17 protein-coding genes are annotated in these 17,450 nt (G+C 49.8%); 16 read left to right on the forward strand and 1 reads right to left on the reverse strand.

Going from position 1 to position 17,450, the window contains the following annotated elements; genetic code table 11:
* Positions 1–92: 92 nt before the first annotated feature.
* The 11 genes from LAJLEIBI_RS01160 (at position 93) to LAJLEIBI_RS01210 (ending at position 11,577) form a co-directional block, all read left to right on the forward strand.
* Complete coding sequence (locus tag LAJLEIBI_RS01160) at positions 93–944, forward strand: energy-coupling factor transporter ATPase (RefSeq protein ID WP_040435783.1); 852 nt, start codon at positions 93–95, stop codon at positions 942–944.
* Positions 929–1,783 (forward strand): energy-coupling factor transporter ATPase, encoded by an 855-nt coding sequence (locus tag LAJLEIBI_RS01165; RefSeq protein ID WP_006444385.1) that lies wholly within the window; start codon positions 929–931, stop codon positions 1,781–1,783. Before LAJLEIBI_RS01160 ends, LAJLEIBI_RS01165 begins: the two co-directional genes overlap by 16 nt.
* Positions 1,780–2,604 (forward strand): energy-coupling factor transporter transmembrane component T family protein, encoded by an 825-nt coding sequence (locus LAJLEIBI_RS01170; RefSeq protein WP_006444384.1) that lies wholly within the window; start codon positions 1,780–1,782, stop codon positions 2,602–2,604. The genes LAJLEIBI_RS01165 and LAJLEIBI_RS01170 overlap by 4 nt, the downstream gene beginning before the upstream one ends.
* Before the next feature lie 197 nt (positions 2,605–2,801).
* Positions 2,802–3,551: a tRNA pseudouridine(38-40) synthase TruA gene (truA, locus tag LAJLEIBI_RS01175; protein WP_040435903.1), complete on the forward strand. Its 750-nt coding sequence runs from the start codon at positions 2,802–2,804 to the stop codon at positions 3,549–3,551.
* Positions 3,541–4,695, forward strand: coding sequence for an aminotransferase class V-fold PLP-dependent enzyme (locus tag LAJLEIBI_RS01180; RefSeq protein WP_006444382.1), 1,155 nt, complete (start codon positions 3,541–3,543; stop codon positions 4,693–4,695). Before truA ends, LAJLEIBI_RS01180 begins: the two co-directional genes overlap by 11 nt.
* A gap of 164 nt (positions 4,696–4,859) precedes the next feature.
* Positions 4,860–6,137: a double-cubane-cluster-containing anaerobic reductase gene (locus LAJLEIBI_RS01185; protein WP_040435781.1), complete on the forward strand. Its 1,278-nt coding sequence runs from the start codon at positions 4,860–4,862 to the stop codon at positions 6,135–6,137.
* Between the two features lie 25 nt (positions 6,138–6,162).
* The gene (locus LAJLEIBI_RS01190; protein ID WP_006444380.1) at positions 6,163–6,423 is read left to right on the forward strand and encodes a putative Se/S carrier protein; all 261 of its coding nucleotides are present in this window, start codon (positions 6,163–6,165) and stop codon (positions 6,421–6,423) included.
* 14 nt (positions 6,424–6,437) lie between these two features.
* Positions 6,438–7,199, forward strand: coding sequence for an acyl-CoA dehydratase activase (locus tag LAJLEIBI_RS01195; RefSeq protein ID WP_006444379.1), 762 nt, complete (start codon positions 6,438–6,440; stop codon positions 7,197–7,199).
* Between the two features lie 154 nt (positions 7,200–7,353).
* Positions 7,354–9,336, forward strand: coding sequence for a sodium-translocating pyrophosphatase (locus LAJLEIBI_RS01200; protein WP_006444378.1), 1,983 nt, complete (start codon positions 7,354–7,356; stop codon positions 9,334–9,336).
* A gap of 241 nt (positions 9,337–9,577) precedes the next feature.
* On the forward strand, positions 9,578–10,609 hold the full coding sequence (locus LAJLEIBI_RS01205) for a CobW family GTP-binding protein (protein ID WP_006444377.1): 1,032 nt from the start codon (positions 9,578–9,580) through the stop codon (positions 10,607–10,609).
* A 26-nt stretch (positions 10,610–10,635) separates the two neighbouring features.
* Positions 10,636–11,577, forward strand: coding sequence for a TIGR03943 family putative permease subunit (locus LAJLEIBI_RS01210; protein WP_006444376.1), 942 nt, complete (start codon positions 10,636–10,638; stop codon positions 11,575–11,577).
* 82 nt (positions 11,578–11,659) lie between these two features.
* Here the strand turns inward: LAJLEIBI_RS01210 and nagB are convergent, their stop codons facing one another.
* On the reverse strand, positions 11,660–12,385 hold the full coding sequence (nagB, locus tag LAJLEIBI_RS01215; protein WP_040435780.1) for a glucosamine-6-phosphate deaminase: 726 nt from the start codon (positions 12,383–12,385) through the stop codon (positions 11,660–11,662).
* A 299-nt stretch (positions 12,386–12,684) separates the two neighbouring features.
* On the opposite strand from nagB, the gene LAJLEIBI_RS01220 reads away from it, so the two are divergent.
* The 5 genes from LAJLEIBI_RS01220 to LAJLEIBI_RS01240 all read left to right on the forward strand — a co-directional run bounded on the left by LAJLEIBI_RS01220 (position 12,685) and on the right by LAJLEIBI_RS01240 (position 17,432).
* Positions 12,685–13,371: an N-acetylmannosamine-6-phosphate 2-epimerase gene (locus tag LAJLEIBI_RS01220; RefSeq protein WP_006444373.1), complete on the forward strand. Its 687-nt coding sequence runs from the start codon at positions 12,685–12,687 to the stop codon at positions 13,369–13,371.
* A gap of 48 nt (positions 13,372–13,419) precedes the next feature.
* Entirely contained in the window at positions 13,420–14,337 is a 918-nt protein-coding gene (locus LAJLEIBI_RS01225) for a dihydrodipicolinate synthase family protein (RefSeq protein WP_006444372.1), read from the forward strand.
* Positions 14,338–14,362: 25 nt separating this feature from the next.
* Entirely contained in the window at positions 14,363–15,868 is a 1,506-nt protein-coding gene (locus LAJLEIBI_RS01230; RefSeq protein WP_006444371.1) for a sodium:solute symporter family protein, read from the forward strand.
* 26 nt (positions 15,869–15,894) lie between these two features.
* Positions 15,895–16,347: a NanQ anomerase/TabA/YiaL family protein gene (locus LAJLEIBI_RS01235; protein ID WP_006444370.1), complete on the forward strand. Its 453-nt coding sequence runs from the start codon at positions 15,895–15,897 to the stop codon at positions 16,345–16,347.
* Positions 16,348–16,523: 176 nt separating this feature from the next.
* Positions 16,524–17,432, forward strand: a complete 909-nt coding sequence (locus tag LAJLEIBI_RS01240) for an ROK family protein (RefSeq protein WP_006444369.1) — start codon at positions 16,524–16,526, stop codon at positions 17,430–17,432.
* Positions 17,433–17,450: the final 18 nt, after the last annotated feature.

A 17,450-nucleotide genomic window follows, 5' to 3' on the forward strand; every position in this document is an offset into this window, starting at 1 on the left:
CGATTGGATGAAACTGTACCTTGCAAAAAGCCACTTCTTGACGTACAATTAAGAACAGTAATTGTGTATACAAGATGGAGGGCCTGTGCCTTATGGATATGATCCAAACCGAAAAACTGGTATTTGAATATGAAAAGCGGGATGAGGAAGGTAATGTTATCGGAAAATCCCGCGCGATAGATGAAGTGGATATCGATGTGAAGGAAGGACAGTTTATTGCTGTTCTGGGACATAACGGTTCGGGGAAGTCAACATTTGCCAAGCATATGAATGCCATATTGGTTCCTACGGAAGGGACGATGTGGGTAAATGGAATGGATACGAAAGATCCGGATAAGCTCTGGGATGTACGGCAGTCTGCCGGGATGGTTTTTCAGAATCCGGATAATCAGATCATCGGAACCGTTGTGGAAGAAGATGTCGGTTTCGGCCCTGAAAATCTCGGTGTTCCCACGGAGGAGATATGGAAGCGTGTGGAGGAGAGTCTGAAGGCAGTCGGTATGATAGAGTACAGGAGTCATTCGCCGAACAAGCTGTCCGGCGGTCAGAAACAGCGGGTTGCCATAGCGGGTGTCGTCGCCATGGAGCCGAAATGTATTGTACTGGATGAACCGACAGCCATGCTGGATCCGGCCGGGAGAAAAGAAGTGTTGCGGACCGTGCAGGAACTGAGGCGGAAAAAGCATGTCACTGTGATCCTCATCACCCACTATATGGATGAAGTGGTGGATGCAGATAAGATATTTGTGATGGACCATGGGCGTGTTGTGATGGAAGGAACGCCGAGGGAGATATTTTCCCGGGTGGACGAGCTGAAGAGGTACCGTCTTGATGTGCCGCAGGCCACGATATTAGCCGATGAACTTAAGAAACGGGGAGTACCGCTGCCGGACGGCATACTGCGGAAGGAAGAATTGGTGGAGGCGTTATGTCAATTAGGTTAGAACATTTGAATTATATATACAGTCCCGGAACTGCTTATGAGAAGCAGGCGCTTAAAGATATTTGCCTTGAGATTCCCAATGGGGAGTTTGTGGGGATCATCGGTCATACCGGTTCCGGCAAGTCTACGCTTATACAGCACCTGAATGGCCTGATAAAGGCGACAAGCGGGGCACTCTATTATAACGAAGAAAATATATATGCCGAAGGGTATGATATGCGCAGTCTCCGGAGTCAGGTGGGCCTTGTATTCCAGTACCCGGAGCATCAGCTGTTTGAAGTGGATGTTATGACAGATGTCTGCTTCGGGCCGAAAAACCAGGGGCTCCTGCCGGAAGAGTGCAGGAAAAGGGCGTTGGAGGCGCTCCGGCTTACCGGACTGAAGGAGAAATATTATAATTCTTCTCCGTTTGAACTCTCTGGAGGACAGAAGCGGCGTGTTGCCATCGCGGGAGTTCTTGCCATGAGGCCGAAGGTGCTTGTGCTGGATGAGCCGACTGCCGGACTGGATCCGAAAGGAAGGGACGATATTCTCGACCAGATAGCATACCTTCACAGGCAGACGGATATGACGGTAATCCTCGTCTCACACAGTATGGAAGATATCGCAAGATATGCGGACCGCATTATCGTGATGAATAAAGGAACTGTGATGTATAACGATAAGCCGAAGAAAGTATTTGCGCATTATCGTGAACTTGAGAAAGTGGGACTTGCGGCTCCACAGGTGACATACATCATGCATGACCTGCAGGAGAAAGGATTTCCTGTGAAGACAGATGTGACGACGGCGGCAGAGGCTGCCGATGAAATAATGAAGGTATTGGAGAACAGAGGATGATTCGAGATATTACGATTGGACAATATTACCCTGCAAAGAGCATACTGCACCGGCTGGACCCAAGGGTAAAACTGGTGTCTACTTTGCTGTACCTTATTTCCCTGTTTTTGTTTAAAAGTATTCCGGGTTATATTGTTGCCACAGTATTTTTGGTCACAGTGATAAATATATCCAGGGTACCGTTCTCTTTTATTGTAAAAGGATTAAAGCCTATTATTATGCTGCTGCTCATCACGGTGCTGTTTAATCTGTTTCTGACAAGGGATGGAGAGGTGCTTTTTCATGCATGGATATTCACCATAACAGAGGGCGGCCTGAGAACCGCAGTTTATATGGCGGTCCGGCTTATATACCTCATTATCGGTTCATCACTAATGACCTTTACTACCACACCGAATGAGCTGACTGACGGGATTGAAAGCCTGCTGCATCCGCTGAACAAGATTCACGTACCGGTACATGAAGTGGCCATGATGATGTCCATAGCGCTCCGGTTTATACCGATACTGCTGGAAGAGACAGACAAGATAATGAAGGCACAGATCGCAAGAGGTGCGGATCTTGAGAACGGCAATATCATACAGCGGGCGAAGAACATGATACCGATACTCGTTCCGCTGTTCGTCTCAGCATTCCGCCGGGCCAATGACCTGGCCATGGCAATGGAAGCAAGATGCTACCGCGGCGGCGAAGGAAGGACAAAGATGAAACCGCTGCAGTACCAGAAAAGAGACTATATCGCGTATGTGTCAGTTATCATTTACGTTGCGGCCGTGTTCGTGATAGGAAGGTACGTGCCGCTGCACGTGTGGATATTTTAGCTGGCTGGTAATTGGGGACGGAGGTTTTTTAGAAAAACCACGTCCCCAATTAAAATCAGGGTGTCCCCATGGGTTTTATGTGGATAACATGCAAGTAAATGTGGAAAATGTGGATAAAGGACGAGGTGAAAATGAAGAAAGGGACAGGGCAAATTCAGTTAGGGACGGAGGAAATCGAGAAAAACCCCGTCCCCAAAATCTCCCAAAGGCGTATCCGGCTGGTTATTGCCTATGACGGTACGGATTACTGCGGCTGGCAGATCCAGCCTAACGGGATCACGATTGAGGAGGTGCTGAACGGTGTGCTGACGAAGCTGACAGGGGAGGATATCCATGTTATCGGTGCCAGCAGGACGGATTCGGGGGTTCACGCGCTCGGTAATGTGGCGGTATTTGACACGGCGTCTTCCATTCCTCCGGAGCGGATGGCGTACGCGCTAAATCAGCGGCTTCCGAAGGACATCGTTATTGTGCGGTCCGACGAAGTCCCGGCCGGCTGGCATCCGCGGTACAGAGATGTGGTGATCAAGACGTATGAGTATCATATTTACAATGCTCCGGTACAAAATCCGCTGAAGCGGAGGACAAGCACTCATATTTCCTTTCCGCTTAATGTGGAAAAGATGCGTGAAGGCGCCAAATATCTCATTGGGGAGCATGACTTTGCAAGCTTCTGCAACGTGCGCACATCTGTGAAGGATACGGTGCGGACGGTGACGGAACTGCGGATCGACAGTGACGGGCCGGAGATCATCATGCGGATCACGGGAAATGGCTTTCTCTACAATATGGTCCGTATCATTGCCGGGACATTGATACGTGTCGGACGGGGATTTTATGAGCCTGAGAAGGTAAAAGAGATACTGGAGGCAAAGGAGAGGACCGGGGCGGGGGTGACAGTGCCCCCGAACGGTCTGGTATTGGTGGAGATCGACTATGGAGAATAAGATATATTTTGACAACGGAAGCACATCCTTTCCAAAGGCGCCGGGCGTTGCGCAGGCGGTGGCTTCCCTTTTGGAGAACGGCGCATTTAACATTAACAGGGGCAGTTACGAGGGAGCCTATGAAGTGGCAGACAAGGTACTGGATACGAGGGAGAAACTGGCCGCTCTCTTTCACGCGGAAAGTTCCAGACAGGTTGTATTCACACCTGGCATCACCTATTCTCTGAACTATTTCATAAAGGGATTTTTGAGATCAGGTGATCATGTGATCGTAAGCAGTATGGAACACAATGCCGTTATGCGTCCGCTCAAACAGATGGAAGAACAGGGAGTTACCTACAGCGCCGTTTACACGGACGAAGAAGGAAACGTGCTTCCCGGGGATGTGGAGAGGGAGATAAAAGCAAACACACGGGCAGTCATCATGCTGCATGCCTCAAATGTATGCGGAACAATTGTGCCAATCCAGGAGACAGGCAGGATATGTAAGAAATATGGACTGTATTTCGCGGTGGATTCGGCGCAGACTGCAGGCACCATTGAGGTCGATATGCAGCAGATGAACATCGATTTTCTTGCATTTACAGGGCATAAAGGTCTGCTCGGCCCCCAGGGGATCGGTGGGTTTCTTATATCGGACAGATTGAATGAAAACATGGTCCCGTACATAGCCGGCGGTACCGGAAGCCAGTCAGATTCCCTTTATATGCCTGGGCAGCTGCCGGATAAATATGAAAGCGGCACGATGAATCTGCCGGGAATCATCGGACTGCATGCTGCCCTCTCCTATATAGAAAAGCAGGGGCTTAGTAACATCCACAGGAAAAAGATGGAGCTGGCAGGAGCTTTTCTGGAACAGGTTAAGCAGCTGCCCGGAGTGAAAATTATAGGAAGAAAAGATCTTAAGGAGCGGGTGGCAGTAGTATCACTCGATTTCGACGGACAGGACAATGCGGTGCTTGCCTTCCGGCTGGAGCAGGAGTACGGCATAATGACGAGAGTCGGGCTGCACTGTGCCCCGATGGCGCACAAGTCTCTGCATACATATCCGCAGGGAACCGTGAGATTTGCGTTCAGTGCGGACAATAAATATGAAGAAATAGAGCGCTGCACTGCTGCATTAAGAGAGTTATTATCAATATAGATATGATAAATAAAAGAATTTTCATATCGAAAAAAACAATAGGCCATATTTTCAGATTATATTGCCGTAATAAGAGGAAAGTGTTACGGTTATCTTAAATTGTCGAAGGGGTCAGACCCCTATGGTATATAGGGGTCTGACCCCTTTTGAAAAAGGAGGAAATTATGGCTGATTATCATGAGATGTGGAAAGACTTGGGGATGGATCTTGAGACGCATGACCAGTTGTGCGAGGTACTGCCGCAGGCATTCGGCGATGTCTATCTGTCGCAGGAAAACAGACCGGAAGGTATGGATTATTTTAACTTTGTGGTGGCCGAGATCCACGGGGTCCGCCCGGCGGAGCTGATCGAGCACCAGAAAAAGGGAGGAAAGGTTTTCGGTACGTTCTGTGTGTACGTTCCGGATGAAATTGTATTTGCAGCTGATGCTATCGCGACGGGACTGTGCGGCGGCTCCCAGTTCTGGGTCCCGGGCGGGGAGAAGGTACTCCCGACCAACACGTGCCCGCTTATCAAAGCGTCCGTAGGCGCAAGGCTGGACCGCACATGTCCGTTTTTCAGAATTGCGGATATGTATGTGGGAGAGACGACGTGTGACGGGAAGAAAAAAGCGTGGGAGATTCTGTCCGAGGACGTGCCGGTTCATGTGATGAACCTTCCGCAGATGAAGCGCGGCAAGGACATAGCGGCGTGGGCCGAAGAGATCGCCGAGTTTAAAGATAAGGTGGAGGAGTTCACCGGCAACACCGTGACGGCAGACAAGCTGGCGGCCGGCATTCAGCTGATCAATACGAAGAGAAAAGCGCTGCAGCGACTGTATGATCTGAGGAAGAACGAGAGACTTCCAGTCAGCGGGTGCGACGCACTGCTCATCTCTCAGATCGCGTTCTACGATGACCCGGCCCGGTTTGCAGAAATGACGAACAAGCTCTGTGACGAACTGGACGAGCGCGTGAAAAACGGAGTCAGTGTGGTAAAAGACGGTACAAAACGGATCATGCTGACAGGAACACCGCTGGCGATCCCGAACTGGAAGCTGCATAATATTGTAGAGACAAGCGGCGGGGCTGTAGTCTGTGAGGAAATGTGTACAGGCACACGTTATTTTGAGCATCTGGTGGACGAAAGCCGGACAACAGTAGAAGAGCAGATCCAGGCGCTGGCAGAACGGTACATGAACATCAACTGTGCCTGTTTCACGCCGAATGAGGGCCGTATTGACGATATACTCCGCCTTGCAAGAGAGTATAAGGTGGATGGGATCATCGATGTCAATCTGAAGTTCTGCAGCCTGTATGACACAGAAGGGTATTTTGTGGAACGAGCCATGAAAGAAGCAGGAATTCCGGTCCTCGGCATCGAGACAGATTACACGGACAGTGATGCGCAGCAGCTTCGTACGAGAGTAAGCGCATTTATAGAAATGCTGAACAATGCTTAAGCAATGAGGAGAGGAAAGTGGTTTGATGGATAAAGTACAGCATTATGTATTATTTCCGAATCACGACAACGGTATGCGGTTACATAGAGAGCTGAAAGCAGAGGGAGTCCGGGCGGTGATCGCCCCGACTCCCCGGTCTGCGAGCAAATGCTGCGGCATCTCTCTGCTGATCAAAAAGGATGATATAGAGACGGTGAAAAGATGCATCGAAGAGCACGGGATAGAAATATTGGATATTGTAGAAATAAAGAGAGATATAGATCCCAACAGGGATAAATATTGTTAGATGGAGTTTGCGTTATGAATTATGTAGGGATTGATATCGGCTCAACCGCCTCAAAGGTGGTTGTAAGAGGCGGAGCAGAAAAAGGATTTGTCCTTCCGACCGGATGGAGTAGCAAGGAGACGTCGCTGACGATCCAAAAAAAGCTTAGGGAAGACGGGATCGATGTCCTGTCAGAAGAGACAAAAGTCGTGGCTACCGGGTACGGGCGGGTGGCCGTAGAATTTGCCGACTATGTCATCACAGAGATAACCTGTCACGCCAGAGGCGGCCGTGAGTTGGCGGGAAATGACTGCGCAGTCATAGACGTCGGCGGCCAGGACACGAAGGTGATCCTCGTACAGAACGGGATGGTCAGCGACTTTCTCATGAACGACAAATGTTCTGCCGGTACAGGAAAGTTTCTTGAGATAATGGCAAACAGGCTCGGTATAACTCTGCAGGAATTATTCGATCTGGCAAAGACAGGGGAAGTTCTTTCTATCAGTTCCCTCTGTACCGTATTTGCGGAGTCGGAGGTGATCAACTATATCGGAGAGGGCCGTAAACGGGAGGATATAGCGGCGGGAGTCGTGGACTCCGTAGCGGCGAAGGTGGCGCAGCTGTGCAGGAAAAAGAACCTCCCGCCCAAGGTGATACTGACAGGCGGGCTGAGCGGCAGCAGTTATTTTACAAAAATATTATCGGAGAAGGTCGGCCAGACAGTGGAGCCGACGGAATACGGCAGGTATGCGGGAGCGCTCGGAGCGGCGTTTCTGGCGGAAGAGAAGTCAAGATAATTGACTTCTTTTTGATTGGATAAAATGCAATTATTTCTTCAAAACGGCAAAATTATTTTGAGGAAATCCGGTTAAATCCGAAAAAAGGCTATACAAGCGTTATATTTATGATAATATATAATTACTTATCAAATCTGTGGGAGGATTGAAAATTATGGAGATGTTGTTAAAGCTGGTTCCTGTTTTTGGGATTCTTGCTCTGCTTTTTGCTGCATATCTGGCAGCGAAAGTGAACAGACAGGAAGAGGGAACCGACAAGATGAAAGAAATTGCAGGAGCCATCAGCGATGGCGCCAAAGCATTTCTGACAGCGGAGTACAAGATACTTGTATTCTTTGTGATCGTTCTGTTTGTGCTGATCGGAGTTGGGATCGGCAACTGGATCACGGCGGTCTGCTTTGTTGTGGGGGCGTTATTCTCCACACTGGCCGGATACTTTGGAATGCAGGTAGCCACAAAGGCCAACGTAAGGACAGCGAATGCCGCTAAGACAAGCGGTATGAACAAGGCCCTTTCCATCGCGTTTTCCGGCGGTGCAGTGATGGGAATGTGTGTGGCCGGGCTGGGCGTGCTCGGAGTCAGTACGATATATCTGATCACCGGCAATGTAGAAGTGCTTTCCGGCTTCAGTCTCGGTGCGTCCTCTATCGCGTTATTCGCGCGTGTGGGAGGCGGGATCTATACGAAGGCAGCCGATGTGGGTGCCGACCTTGTCGGCAAGGTAGAGGCAGGAATTCCGGAAGACGATCCGCGTAATCCCGCGGTTATCGCAGACAATGTGGGCGACAATGTAGGCGATGTGGCCGGAATGGGAGCTGATCTGTTCGAGTCCTATGTGGGCGCATTGATATCGGCTCTGACGCTGGGGATCGTCTACTTTAAGGCGCCGGGAGCAATATTCCCGCTCATCATAGCAGGACTTGGCCTGATCGGTTCTATTCTCGGAACCTTTTTTGTCAGAGGAGATGAGAAATCGAATCCTCATAAGGCGCTGAAGATGGGAACATACGCGACGAGTGTTATCGTTGTGATCGTGGCATTTATATTCAGCAATTACTTTTTCGGAGACTTCAAAGCGGCCATCGCCATTGTGGCAGGGCTCGTTGTAGGTCTGCTCATCGGTATCATCACGGAAGTATACACTTCCGGTGACTATAAGTCAGTTAAGGAGATAAGCGAGCAGTCTGAGACCGGCGCCGCTACGACGATCATAAGCGGTCTGGCGGTCGGCATGAAATCTACGGCTGTCCCGATCCTGTTCATCTGTGTCGGTATTTTTGTCGCATTTCAGGTGTGCGGCCTGTACGGCATCGCACTTGCGGCGGTCGGCATGCTCTCCACGACAGCGATCACTGTTGCGGTGGATGCTTATGGGCCGATCGCGGATAACGCCGGCGGTATCGCCGAGATGTCCGGTCTGGAACCGGAAGTGCGCAGGATCACCGATAAGCTCGATGCAGTCGGCAATACGACGGCAGCCATCGGCAAAGGATTTGCCATCGGTTCCGCAGCGCTCACAGCACTTGCGCTGTTCGTTTCGTACGCAGAGGCAGTACATCTTAAGACAATAGATATTCTGGACAACCGGGTGATCATCGGTCTGTTCATCGGCGGCATGCTCCCGTTCCTGTTTTCATCCATGACGATGCAGTCAGTATCCAAGGCGGCATATCAGATGATCGAGGAAGTAAGACGCCAGTTCAAATCCATGCCAGGCATTATGGAAGGAACGACAAAACCAGATTATAAATCCTGTGTCGCGATTTCAACGACAGCCGCGTTGAAGGAAATGCTCGTACCTGGAATCATGGCAGTGGCAGCGCCGCTTGTCATCGGAATCGTGCTCGGACCTGCCGCCCTTGGAGGGCTGCTGACCGGAGCGCTTGTGACCGGTGTGCTCATGGCGATCTTCATGTCCAATGCAGGAGGCGCGTGGGACAATGCAAAGAAATATATTGAAGACGGCAATCACGGAGGCAAGGGTAGTGAAGCTCACAAAGCGGCAGTAGTCGGCGATACCGTCGGCGATCCGTTCAAGGATACGTCCGGTCCGTCCATCAATATACTGATCAAACTGATGACGATCGTGTCACTCGTATTTGCACCGTTGTTCTTGTCCATCGGAGGATTACTGTAAAGAACCAAAAGCAGTCCCATCCGGTGTCTACTTGAGCAGGACGTGAATTTATAAAAAGCTGCCGATTCGCAGAAGCATAACATTCTGCGGGTCTGCAGCTTTTTTCTGATCCGGAGGAGAAAAAGCCAGTGGTATCTGTCATGTGGGGCGTTCTTACAGAGGAGTTCTGACCGTATTTGCTTCCTCCGGGAGTTTGTGGTAGCATAGAGGCGGTGCAACAATTGGAAAAGAGGCGGACAGTATGACAAAAGTTGATATTATATCCGGTTTTTTAGGAGCCGGAAAGACGACATTTATCAAGAAGCTGATCGGTGAAGTGTTTTTGGATGAGAAGATCGTGCTTATTGAAAATGAATTTGGTGAGATCGGAATTGACGGCGGTTTTTTGAAAGACGCAGGAGTGGAGATCACGGAGATGAATTCAGGATGCATCTGCTGCACCCTTGTGGGTGATTTTGGCAGGGCACTCCAGAAGGTGTTAAAGGAACATACACCGGACCGGGTGATCATCGAGCCGTCAGGGGTCGGCAAACTCTCCGATATCGTCCGTGCGGTCCGGGATGTAAAGGAAGAGGCGGACATAGAGATCGGCAGCCTCATCACTGTTGTGGACGGCAGAAAAGCCGGACTGTATCTGAAGAACTTCGGTGAATTCTTCCGGAATCAGGTGGAACATGCGTCCACTATCGTTATGAGCAGGACACAGATGATGGAGGACGATAAGATAGAAGCGTGCGTAAAAATGCTGCGCCGGGAGAATGCGGATGCGCCGGTCATCACTACAAGATGGGATGTGCTTGGCGGAAATGCCATACAAAATGCACTGACCGCGCAAAAGGGACAGGCCGGCCTTCTGGACGGTGAACATCTGCACAGCCACGGGGCGCATGCTTGTTCTCATGGGCATGGACACCATACGTGCAGCCACAGCCATGAGGAACATCCACACCTCCACAGCCACGGAGAGAACTGCGGCTGTGAGGAGCACCACCATGCGGATGAAGTGTTCACAAGCTGGAGCTGTGAGAGTGCGCACAGATATACAGAAGAAGAGCTTGATTATGCAGTCAAGGCACTGGCGGAGACAGAGGGATACGGCATCGTTCTCAGGGCAAAGGGAATCGTTCAGATGACAGACGGAACGTGGAGACAGTTCGACCTCGTGCCGGAGGAATGTGAAATACGGCCGGGGCAGCCGGATTACAGCGGCCGGCTCTGTGTGATCGGGACAGACTTAAGGGAAGCAGAACTTGAAAAGCTGTTTCATGTATAGCGTGCAGACAGAGGGGAGGAAAAGACGTGGCAATACCATTATTTATCTGTACCGGACTGCTGGACAGCGGCAAGACGACACTCGTGAAAGAGACGCTGATGGAGCAGGACTGGATCGAACCTGGCGTTACGCTTCTTCTTCAGTGTGAAGAGGGCGAAGTGGAGTATGAGGAGGCATATCTGAAGGAAAAGGATATGGCGGTGCTGAAAATAGAGCGGCCGGAACAGCTCAGTACGGAGTTTTTAAAAAACTGTGAGAAGCAGTATCACCCCGCCCAGGTGGTCATTGAATACAACGGCATGTGGAAGCTTGAGGAGCTGCTTAAGACACAGCTCCCCCGCGGCTTTGAACTGCAGGGTGTATATTCGACGGTGAACGGCGCAACACTTGGTATGTATCTTGCGAATATGAGAAATCTGCTCATGGAGCAGCTTACAGAGTCCGAGCTGATCGTAGTAAACCGGTGCCCGAAAGGAATGGACCGTTCCGGTTTCCGAAGAGCGGTAAAAGTCCAGAATCCGATGAGCCAGCTTATCTTTGAGGACATGGAAGGACATATCATGGAACCGTCTGAAGAGGACCTTCCTTACGATGTAAAAAGAGAGATCATCGAAGTGGGAGATACAGATTTTGGAGTCTGGTATGTGGACGCTTATGAGCATCCGCAATATTATCTTAACAAAGAGATACGTTTTCTCGCCCAGGTGTTCCGTCCGAAAGGAATGGAAGAGACGATGTTTGTGCCCGGACGAAAAATAATGACATGCTGCGCGGCGGACATCCGTTTTTGCGGATATCCGTGCAAGTCCGGCAAAAAGGCGGTCTTTGAGCCGCGTCAGTGGATGCGGGTCAGGGCAAGATTTGAATATGAGGCTGTGACAAGCTTCGGCAGCGAACAGCCCGTACTATATCTCATCGATTTGCAGCCGGCCCGGGCGCCGGAGGAAGATACCGTATATCTCGGATAAGCGGGATAAAAACAGAGTCCTGTACGAGGAAGTTCTCCTCGTACAGGACTCTTATACGTCAATCCGGCGCAGTTATGTTTTATTACATTTTACTCAAGGCCGCTTCGTCGGCCACGATGATCACGTCATTGTGCATCTGAAGGATGGAGGCCGGAACTGCAGGTGTCACAGGACCGTTCACTACTTTGTCCAGGATGTCGGCCTTATCGCTTCCGCTTACGACGACGAGAACCTTGCGCGCCTGCATGATAGTTTTGATGCCCATTGTGTATGCCTGTCTCGGCACATCTGCCTCTGAGGCGAAGAAACGTTTATTGGCCTCGATCGTGCTTTCTGTCAGATCTACGCAGTGCGTTTCTTTTTCAAACTCATCGGCGGGCTCGTTGAAGCCGATATGTCCGTTATGGCCGAGTCCGAGCAGCTGCAGGTCGATGCCTCCGCAGCCTGCGATAATGTCATTGTACGCGGCGCATGCCTTGTCGGAGTCTGCCTCCAGTCCGTCAGGGACGAAGGTGCGTGTCTTGTCAATGTTGATATGGTCAAACAGATTGCTGTTCATGAAATAACGGTAACTCTGGTCATGGTCCGGACCAAGCCCCTTGTATTCATCCAGATTGACACTTGTAACGTCGGAAAAGTCCAGATCTCCATTTTCATAAGATTGGATCAGATTCTTGTACGTGCCGATCGGGGTGGAGCCTGTCGCAAGCCCAAGCACGCAGTCTGGCTTTAAAATAACCTCGGCAGAGATAATGTTGGCTGCTTTGCGGCTCATGTCCTCATAGTCTTTCGCTCTGTAAATTTTCATAGTGTTCTCCATTTCCTTTCTTTTTTAATATATGTACAGCCTCATACGGCCGGCTGCAAGGAGCAATTCCCTTACTAATTAGTATATCAATAAGTCAGAAGATTTCAACAAATAAATAATTATTAGAAAGAAGGTACGCGTCATTGTGCAGATTTGCTAAAAAAGCGCATAAAATATTGTCGTTGGAGACATGTTAAAAGGAAAAAGGTGAAAGAACTTTCAGAACGTTCAAAGCATATTGAAAATAAAAACATACAGGCCTATACTTTATATCAGACAGAGCAAGGAGGGAGAAGAACATGAATGAACGAATCAAACAGCTGGAGGGAAAACTGATCGTTTCCTGTCAGGCGCTGCCGCACGAACCGCTTCATTCTTCATTTATTATGGGAAGGATGGCGCTGGCCGCCAAAGAAGGAGGGGCGTCCGGTATCCGTGCGAATACGAAGGAGGATATCGCAGAGATAAAATCTCAGGTAGATCTTCCGGTCATCGGTATTGTGAAGAGAGATTATGAAAACTGCAGTGTATATATCACCCCGACGATGAAAGAGATAGATGAGCTCATGGAAGTAAAGCCGGAGATAATTGCCATGGACGCCACGACAGACAGAAGGCCGGGCGGCGCAACGCTCGATGAATTCTTTGCGCAGGTCAGAAAGCAGTATCCAAACCAGCTGTTCATGGCTGACTGCTCTACCGTGGAAGAGGCCCTTCACGCGGACGAACTTGGTTTTGACTTCATCGGGACGACAATGGTCGGTTATACAAAGCAGAGCAGACATCTGAAAATTGAAGAAAATGATTTTGAAGTTTTGAGAGAAATTGTTGCCAAAGTAAAGCATCCGGTCATCGCAGAAGGCAATATCAACACACCTGAAAAAGCAAAAAGAGTCATTGAACTCGGTGCATTTGCCGTAGTGGTAGGTTCCATAATTACGAGGCCGCAGCTGATCACAAAGTCTTTTGCGGATGTATTGGAATAAACAGGTAACAATATAACTGATATATTCATGTAAAAGGAGAAATGTATTATGAGAAATCTGGACAAGTACAAAGGAGTTATCCCGGCATTTTATGCCTGTTATGACAAGGATGGAAACATCAGTCCCGAAGGTGTGCAGGCGCTGACACGTTATTTTATCGAAAAGGGAGTAAAAGGCGTATATGTGAACGGCTCTTCAGGAGAGTGCATATACCAGAGCGTGGAGGACAAAAAGACCGTCCTTGAAAATGTGATGGAAGCTGCCGAGGGAAGGCTCACCGTTATCGCCCACGTTGCCTGTAACAATACAGAGGACAGCAAAATACTGGCTGCCCATGCTGAGAAACTCGGTGTGGATGCCATCGCGGCGATCCCGCCTATTTATTTCCACCTGCCGGAGTACGCTATTGCCGAATACTGGAACGATATAAGCGCGGCAGCTCCAGAGACAGATTTTGTCATCTACAATATACCACAGCTGGCAGGCGTTGCACTTACGATGGACCTGTTTGCAGAGATGAGAAAGAATCCAAGAGTCATCGGTGTCAAGAATTCCTCTATGCCGGTGCAGGACATCCAGATGTTCAAAGCGGCGGCGGGAGAAGATTATATCATCTTCAACGGACCGGATGAGCAGTTTATGAGCGGACGCGTCATCGGGGCAGAAGGCGCCATCGGAGGAACATACGGGGCCATGCCGGAGCTGTTCTTAAAGCTCGACGAACTCGTGAAAGCAGGAGAGATGGAAGCGGCGAGAGACTTACAGTACGCCATCAATTCTATTATATACAAAATGTGTTCCGCCCATGGCAACATGTACGGCGTGATCAAAGAGATCCTTAAAAAGAACGAAGGGCTTGAGCTTGGCGGCGTGCGCAGACCGCTTCCGTCACTTGCCGGATCAGATATGGCTGTCGTAGAGGAAGCCGCACAGATGATCATGGATGCAAAAGCGAAATATTTATAGGACAACACTTTAGGAGGAAGAGAAGATGCAGGGTTTTACAGTCATTGATCTGGTTATTCTGATCGTATATTTGGCAGCGGTGTTATTCGCCGGCCTTCATTTTGCCAAGAAAGAAATGAAGGGAAAAGAATACTTTAAAGGGGACGGAACCGTGCCGTGGTGGGTAACTTCCGTATCTATATTCGCAACTTTGTTAAGTCCTATATCCTTCCTGTCTCTTGCGGGAAATTCTTATGCCGGGACATGGATCATGTGGTTTGCGCAGCTTGGCATGCTGCTGGCGATCCCGCTTACGATCAAGTTTTTCCTTCCGATATACAGTAAGCTTGACATAGATACGGCTTACCACTATCTGGAGCTGAGGTTCGGAAGCAAGGGACTGCGCGTGCTCGGGGCGGTCATGTTTATTATCTATCAGGTCGGACGTATGTCCATCATTATGTACCTGCCGTGTATGGTGCTTGGAAGCCTGACCGGGATCAGCGTGAATGTTCTTATCATCATCATGGGTGTCATTGCCATTATCTACTCGTACACAGGCGGACTTAAGTCCGTACTCTGGACAGACTTTATCCAGGGTTCTGTCCTTCTGATAGGCGTGACATTTGCGCTCGTATTTCTGCTTGCCAATATCGACGGAGGGATCGGAGCTGTATTTCACGCCTTTACGGCAGAGCATAAATTCCTTGCGGTCGACCAGCCGATCTTTGATGTAAATGTATTAAAAGACAGTGTATTTATCATGATCGTCGGAGCTGGATTAAACACGATGGGCTCTTACGTATCAAGCCAGGATATTGTACAGCGTTTTACAACAACGACGGACACGAAGAAGCTGAATAAGATGATGCTCACAAACGGAGCGCTGTCCATCTTTATCGCGACTGTATTTTATCTCATCGGCACAGGATTGTATGTGTTCTATCAGCAGAACGCACTTCCGCCGGCAGCGGCACAGGATCAGATATTTGCGTCCTACATTGCCTTTGAACTTCCGGTAGGTATCACAGGGCTTCTGCTGGCCGCTATCTATGCGGCTTCGCAGTCAACGCTGTCCACAGGACTTAACTCCGTGGCGTCCAGCTGGACGCTGGATATCCAGGCAAGACTTTCAAAGAAGGAATTAAGCTTTGAAAAGCAGACGAAAATAGGACAGTACGTATCACTCTTTGTCGGGATCTTTGCGATCATCATTGCCATGGTACTGGCAAACGGCGGAGTGAAATCAGCGTATGAATGGTTCAACGGGTTCATGGGTCTTGTGCTTGGTATCCTTGTCGGGACATTTATACTTGGGGCGTTTACGAAGAAGGCCAATACATTCGGAGCTGTCGCGGCATTTATCGCAGCGTCTGCCGTTATGGTCGGCATCAAATATTTTGCCCCGGCCGGAAGTGTTTCCATCTGGTCCTACTCACTTATCTCCATCGCGGTGTCTCTCGTGGTAGGTATACCGGCGAGCCTGATCTGGAGAAAGGTAAAAGGAGACTACAGTGTACCGGCGCCGGACACGACAGTATTTAAAAATTAAGGAAAAGAAGAAAGGAGTCCGCGGACATGATTTTTGGAAATATCCGTAATTTAGATGAATATCCGTTCCTGGAGCGCCAGGTGAAAGAATGTTTTGACTATGCCGGGGAACATGATCTTAAGGCATATGAAAAGGGGAGTCATGAGATAGATGGAAACAGGCTGTTTGTCAATATTGTGGAATACACGACAACTGACGCACAGAACCGTTTCTGGGAAGCGCACAGAGATTATCTGGACATACATGTGATGCTCACCGGACAGGAACAGATCGACGTGAACTTTATCGAAAATATGGAGCAGAAGGAGTATGTGCCGGCGGACGATTTCCTTCCCATGGACGGCGAAAAGAACGGTCATGTAGTGCTTAAAGAGGGGGATTTCCTCATCTGCGCCCCCCACGACGCGCACCGTACCGCCGTGCAGGTAAATGGGCCGGAAGCGGTCAAAAAGGCAATATTTAAAGTACAGATTCATTAGAAACGAGGAGGGTCAGTCTTCTGCTGCGGCAGAGGGCTGGCCCATTCAGGCATGAGATTGCGGAAAATATCGTCTTATATTATAATGATAACAGCGGGCTGTGCCTCGAAGAGACCGTAACACAAAAAGAGTGCCTTCCACTGTTTTAAAATATTACAAAAGGCTTGGGAGAATATATGAAGAAATATGTAAGTATCGATATCGGCGGCACAGCTATCAAGTATGGAATGATAGATGAGGATGGCCGTATACTCACAAAGCGTGAGATGAAGACGGAGGCGCACAGAGGCGGGCCGTCGATTCTGGCCAAGGCGTCCGCCATTGTGGAGGAATTTAAAAACAGCGAAGAGATCAGCGGGATCTGTATATCTACGGCCGGAATGGTAGATACAGAGAAAGGGGAGATCTTTCACTCTGCTCCGCTCATACCGGAATATGCAGGCACAAGGTTCAAGGCAGTTCTGGAGGAACGTTTTGGTATTCCGTGTGAGGTGGAAAACGACGTAAACTGTGCGGGGCTTGCGGAGTCTGTGTCCGGCGCGGCTGTGGGGAGCAAAAGTACACTGATGCTCACCGTCGGCACCGGGATCGGGGGCTGCATCGTGCTGGACGGCAGGATATACCACGGCTTCAGTAACAGCGCATGCGAGGTAGGTTATATGAGGATGTGCGGCAGTGACTTTCAGACGCTTGGAGCCGCAAGTATCCTGACGAAGAAGGTGGCGGAGCGAAAGAGTGAGCCGGTGGAATACTGGAACGGCTACCGCATTTTTGAGGAGGCTGAAAAAGGAGATGACATCTGCATCCGGGCCATCGATGAGATGGCGGACATTCTCAGCATGGGAATCGCCAATATCTGTTATGTTCTGAACCCTGAGACGGTGGTGCTCGGCGGGGGCATCATGGCGCAGGAGGATTACCTGAAGGAGAAGATAGAGGCGGCGGTCTCCCGCTATCTTATTCCAAGCGTGGCGGACCGTACGAAGATCTGTTTCGCAAGGCACAGGAATGATGCCGGGATGCTGGGAGCATTTTACCACTTCAGAGAAAGACAGTCCGGGGAGAGACGCAAAGCAGAGGCGTAGACAAAGAGAAGGCTGGTG

Source organism: [Clostridium] hylemonae DSM 15053, from assembly GCF_008281175.1.
Taxonomy (GTDB): Bacteria; Bacillota; Clostridia; order Lachnospirales; family Lachnospiraceae; genus Extibacter; species Extibacter hylemonae.